This is a genomic window from Actinomycetota bacterium (genome assembly GCA_036280995.1).
Classification (GTDB): domain Bacteria; phylum Actinomycetota; class CALGFH01; order CALGFH01; family CALGFH01; genus CALGFH01.
Genome location: DASUPQ010000852.1, coordinates 1 through 4,615 on the forward strand (window position 1 = coordinate 1; position 4,615 = coordinate 4,615).

The following is a 4,615-nucleotide window of genomic DNA, read 5'->3' on the forward strand; positions in this document are numbered from 1 at the left end:
CCGTCGGGCAGGCCGGCCTCGGCGTACAGCTCGGCGACCCGCAGCGAGACCGACGGGTCCCGCTCGGACGGCTTCAGGATGAAGGCGTTGCCGCAGGCGATCGCGATCGGGTGCATCCACATCGGGACCATGATCGGGAAGTTGAACGGCGTGATCCCGGCCGCGACCCCGATCGGCTGGCGGATCGAGTAGCAGTCGACCTCGGTGGAGACGTTCTCGGAGAAGTCGCCCTTGAGCAGGTGGGGGATGCCGGTGGCGACCTCCACGACCTCCATGCCGCGCTGGATCTCGCCGGCGGCGTCGGGCACGACCTTGCCGTGCTCGGAGGCGATGATGCGGGCCAGCTCGTCCCGGTTGCGCTGGAGCAGCTCCAGGAACCGGAACATCACCCGGGCCCGCTTGACCACCGAGGTGTCGCGCCAGGCCGGGAAGGCGGCCTGGGCGGCCCGGACGGCGGCGTCGACGTCGTCGCCGGTGGCGTAGGCCACCTGGGCGGTCTGCTGGCCGGTGGCCGGGTCGTAGACGGCCCCGGTGCGCTCGGCCGAGGTGGCGACGATCTGGCCGTTGATCCAGTGGTTGATGGTCCGCATGGGCAGTCCTTTCGCCAGGCTGTCGCGCTACAGGTAGTGCCGCTGGTCTCGTTTGCTGGCTTCGTAGTCGGCCCGGGCCCGACGCACGTCCTCGGAGGTGGAGACCTCGGCCACGGCCACGTCCCACCAGGCGCCGCCGACGGTCACGTACTCGAGCGGGTCGGTCTCGACGTGGACGACCACCGGCCCGTCCGCCTCCCGCGCCTCCTTGAGGGCGTCGGCCAGCTCCCCGACCGTGCGCGGGCTGAGCACCCTGGCCCCCAGGCTGGCCGCGTTGGCGGCCAGGTCCACGGGGAGGAGGTCGCCGTCGCCGCCGTCGGCCTGGCGGTAGCGGAACCTGGTCCCGAAGCGGCCGTTGCCCGACGCCTCCGACAGCGACCCGATGGAGGCGTAGCCGTGGTTCTGGACGACGACGACGATGATCTTGATGCCCTCGGCCACGGCCGTGACCAGCTCGCCCGGGTTCATCAGGTAGCCGGCGTCGCCGACCATGGCGAACACCTCGCGGCTCGGGTCGGCCAGCCGGATGCCCATGGCCCCGGGGATCTCGTAGCCCATGCAGGAGTTCCCGTACTCGAGGTGGAACTGCTTGGGGTCCCGGGTCCGCCACAGCTTGTGGAGGTCGGCGGGCATGCTGCCGGCGGCGCAGACGACCACGTCGCGGGGCTCGGCGGCGTCGTTGACGGCCCCGATGACCTCGCCCTGGCTGGGCCGGGGGCCGTGCCCGGCCCGGTAGACGCGCTCGACCTTGTCGTCCCAGTCCCGGTTGTGGGCGGCCGCGGCCTGCCGCCAGGCGTCGTCCACGGCCCAGCCGGTCAGCGCCCCGGCCAGCGCCTCAAGGGCCGTCCGGGCGTCGGCCACCACCGGGGTGGCCGCGTGCTTGAAGGCGTCCACCGGGGCGACGTTGACGTTGACGAAGCGGACCCCGGGGTTGGCGAAGATGCTGTGGGAGGCGGTGGCGAAGTCGGCCCAGCGGGTGCCGACGCCGATCACCACGTCGGCCTCGCGGGCCATGGCGTTGGCCCCGTCGGTCCCGGTGACGCCGATCGCCCCAAGGGCCGACGGGTGGTCATACGGCATCGAGCCCTTGCCGGCATAGGTCTCGGCCACCGGGACGCCGGTCGCCTCGACCAGGGCCCGCAGGGCCTCGGTGGCCTCGGCGTAGATGACCCCGCCCCCGGCCACCAGCAGCGGCCGGCGGGCGCCGCGCAGCACCTCCACGGCGCGGGCCAGGGCGGCCGGCTCGGGCACGGGCCGGGCCACGTGCCAGACGCGGCGGGCGAACAGCTCCTCGGGGTAGTCGAAGGCCTCGGTCTGGACGTCCTGGGGCAGGGCCAGGGTGACGGCGCCGGTCTCGGCCGGGTCGGTCAGGACCCGCATGGCCTCCAGCAGCGACCCGGGGAGCTGGCCGGCCCGGTTGATCCGGTCCCAGAAGCGGGAAACGGGCCGGAAGGCGTCGTTGGCGCTGACGTCCGGGCCGCCGGCCGACTCCTGCTGCTGGAGCACGGGCGGGGCGACCCGGGAGGCGAACAGGTCGCCCGGGAGGAGCAGCACGGGCAGGCGGTTGACGGTGGCCGTGGCCGCCCCGGTGACCATGTTGGTCGCGCCCGGCCCGATCGACGAGGTGCAGGCGAAGGTGGCCAGCCGGTTGCGGTGCTTGGCGTAGCCGGAGGCGATGTGGACCATGCTCTGCTCGTTGCGGGCCATGTGGTAGGGGAGCACGTCGGCGTACTGGCGCAGGGCCTGGCCGACCCCGGCCACGTTGCCGTGCCCGAAGATGCCGAAGCAGCCGGCGAACAGCCGCTGCTCCCGCCCGTCCCGCTCGCTGTACTGGTTGGCCAGGAACTCGACCAGGGCCTGGGCCATGGTCAGCCGGCGCGTGCCGCTCATGCGCTGCCTCCTGCTCCGCCCATGGGCAGGCGGGGGTCGAGCTCCTGGCCGTCCCAGGTCCCGCGGATCCAGGCGTGGGCCGGGTCGTCGCAGAAGCGCCAGGCCCGCTCGTCGGCGGGTCCGGCCATCACGTTCAGGTAGTAGAGGTCGTAGCCGGGGGCGGCCATGGACGGCCCGTGGTAGCCGAAGGGGACCAGGACCACGTCGCCCGAGCGGACCTCGGCGAGCACGTCGATCTGGCGGTCCGGCCCCGAGCTGTAGACCCGCTGGTAGCCGAGGCCGCCGTCGCCGGCGACCTCGAAGTAGTAGATCTCCTCCAGCTCGACCTCGTCGGTGCGCCGCTCGTCGTGCTTGTGGGGCGGGTAGGAGGACCAGTTGCCGCCGGGGGTCAGGACCTCGACCACGATCATCTTGTCGGCCGGGAACGACGCCGGGGTGCAGAAGTTGTTGACCTGCCGGCTGGCCTGGCCGGCCCCCCGCAGCTCCACCGGGACGCCGGAGGCCGGCCCGTAGGCGGGCTCAAGGCGCGAGGTCGCCCGCGCCGAGGGCAGGATGAACCGGGCTCCGCCGGCGCTGGAGACGCGCACCTCGGCGTCCCGGGGGACATAGGCGAAGTCGGTCACGTCGCCGAACACGCCGTCGCGGCCGGCCAGCTCGAACCGGCGCGACTCGCACTCGACCACGCCGCCGCCCTCCATGGGCATGACCAGCAGCTCGTCGGCCCCGGTGGCGAAGGTGTGGGCGGCGCCGGGGGCGAGCTCCAGGACCCGCAGCCCGCAGTAGGCCCAGCCGGCCTGCTCGGGGGTGACGGCCAGCGACCAGGCGCCCTCGGCCGTGGCGCCCCTCGGCAGGTACCACTTGCTCACTGGCCCTCCTGGAGCAGGCCGACCGCGGTGTCGACGGCCGTGGCGACGTCGTCGTCGGGCGGGTACAGCAGCGACCGGCCGATGACCAGGCCCTGCACGGTGGGGAGCTTGAGGGCCTTGCGCCAGCTCTCGAAGGCGGCGTCCTGGGCGCTGGAGACCTCGCCGCCCAGGAGCACGGCCGGCAGGGTGGTGGCGGCCATGACCCGCTCCATCTCCTCGACCACCGGGACCTTGAGCCAGGTGTAGGCGGAGGTGTTGCCGATGCCGGCGGCCACCGTCATGGCCCGGACGGTCGCCTCGACGCCCAGGTCGATCCGGACCCGGCCGTCGACCCGGTGGGAGATGAACGGCTCGACCATGGCCATCAGCCGGTGCGCGGCCAGCTCGCTGACGGCCCGGCCGCAGGCCTCGACCGTGGCCACCGTGGCCGGGTCGTCGGGGTCGATCCGCAGCAGCATCTTGCCGCCCTCGAAGCCGTCCCTGGCCAGGCTGGCCGCGTCGTAGGCGGTGAAGCGGTCGTCGATCTCGAACACGGTCCCGGCCAGGCCGCCGCGGTTCATCGAGCCCACGACCACCTTGCTCTCCAGGGCCCCCAGCAGCAGCAGGTCCTCCAGGATGTCGGGAGTGCCGAGGACGCCGTTGACCCCTGGCCGCGAGAGGGCCAGGCAGAGGCGGTCGAGCAGGTCGACCCGGTCGGCCATGGCCAGGGTCCGCTCGCCGGCCCGCAGGGCGCCGCGCGCCGGGTGGTCGGCCGCGATCATCATCAGCCGGCCGTACTCGTTGAACAGCGACGCCGGGCGGGTCCGGGCGGCGGCGGCCTCGGCGATCGCCTCCGGGCGCCGCGTCCGGGCCTCGAGCACGGTCCGGTAGCGCTCATCCAGCATTGACGGCCTCCTCGAGCAGCGCCTCCACCTCGGCGGCCTCGGGCATGGCGTCGGCGCAGGCCAGCCGGGTCGCGACCAGTGCCCCGGCGGCGTTGCAGAAGCGCATCAGCCGCTCCAGCTCCCAGCCGGCGAGCAGCCCGTGGCAGAGCGCCCCCCCGAACGCGTCGCCGGCGCCGAGGCCGTTGACCACCTTCACCGGCACCGGCGGGACCTCGACCTCGGTCTCCCCGTCCGCGGCCAGTACCCCCTTGGGGCCCTGCTTGACCACCACGACCTCGACCCCGCGGGCGCGCAGGGCCGAGGCGGCGGCCCGCGGCTCGCGCTCGCCCACGGCGGTGTCGCACTCGTCGAGGTTCCCGACCGCGACCGTGACGTGCCCAAGGGC

The 4,615-nt window shown here is 74.0% G+C and carries 5 protein-coding genes; all 5 read right to left on the reverse strand.

From position 1 onward, the window contains the following. On the reverse strand, positions 1–590 hold a 590-nt coding region (locus tag VF468_28590), incomplete at its 3' end, for an aldehyde dehydrogenase family protein (GenBank protein ID HEX5882244.1). 27 nt (positions 591–617) lie between these two features. Further along, the gene (iolD, locus tag VF468_28595; protein HEX5882245.1) at positions 618–2,480 is read right to left on the reverse strand and encodes a 3D-(3,5/4)-trihydroxycyclohexane-1,2-dione acylhydrolase (decyclizing); all 1,863 of its coding nucleotides are present in this window, start codon (positions 2,478–2,480) and stop codon (positions 618–620) included. Further along, positions 2,477–3,346, reverse strand: coding sequence for a 5-deoxy-glucuronate isomerase (gene iolB / locus VF468_28600; GenBank protein HEX5882246.1), 870 nt, complete (start codon positions 3,344–3,346; stop codon positions 2,477–2,479). Before iolB ends, iolD begins: the two co-directional genes overlap by 4 nt. Then, complete coding sequence (locus VF468_28605; protein ID HEX5882247.1) at positions 3,343–4,230, reverse strand: aldolase; 888 nt, start codon at positions 4,228–4,230, stop codon at positions 3,343–3,345. The genes iolB and VF468_28605 overlap by 4 nt, the downstream gene beginning before the upstream one ends. Continuing rightward, positions 4,220–4,615, reverse strand: a 396-nt coding sequence (locus VF468_28610; GenBank protein ID HEX5882248.1) for a PfkB family carbohydrate kinase, incomplete at its 5' end; no start/stop codon positions are given. The genes VF468_28605 and VF468_28610, both read right to left, overlap by 11 nt.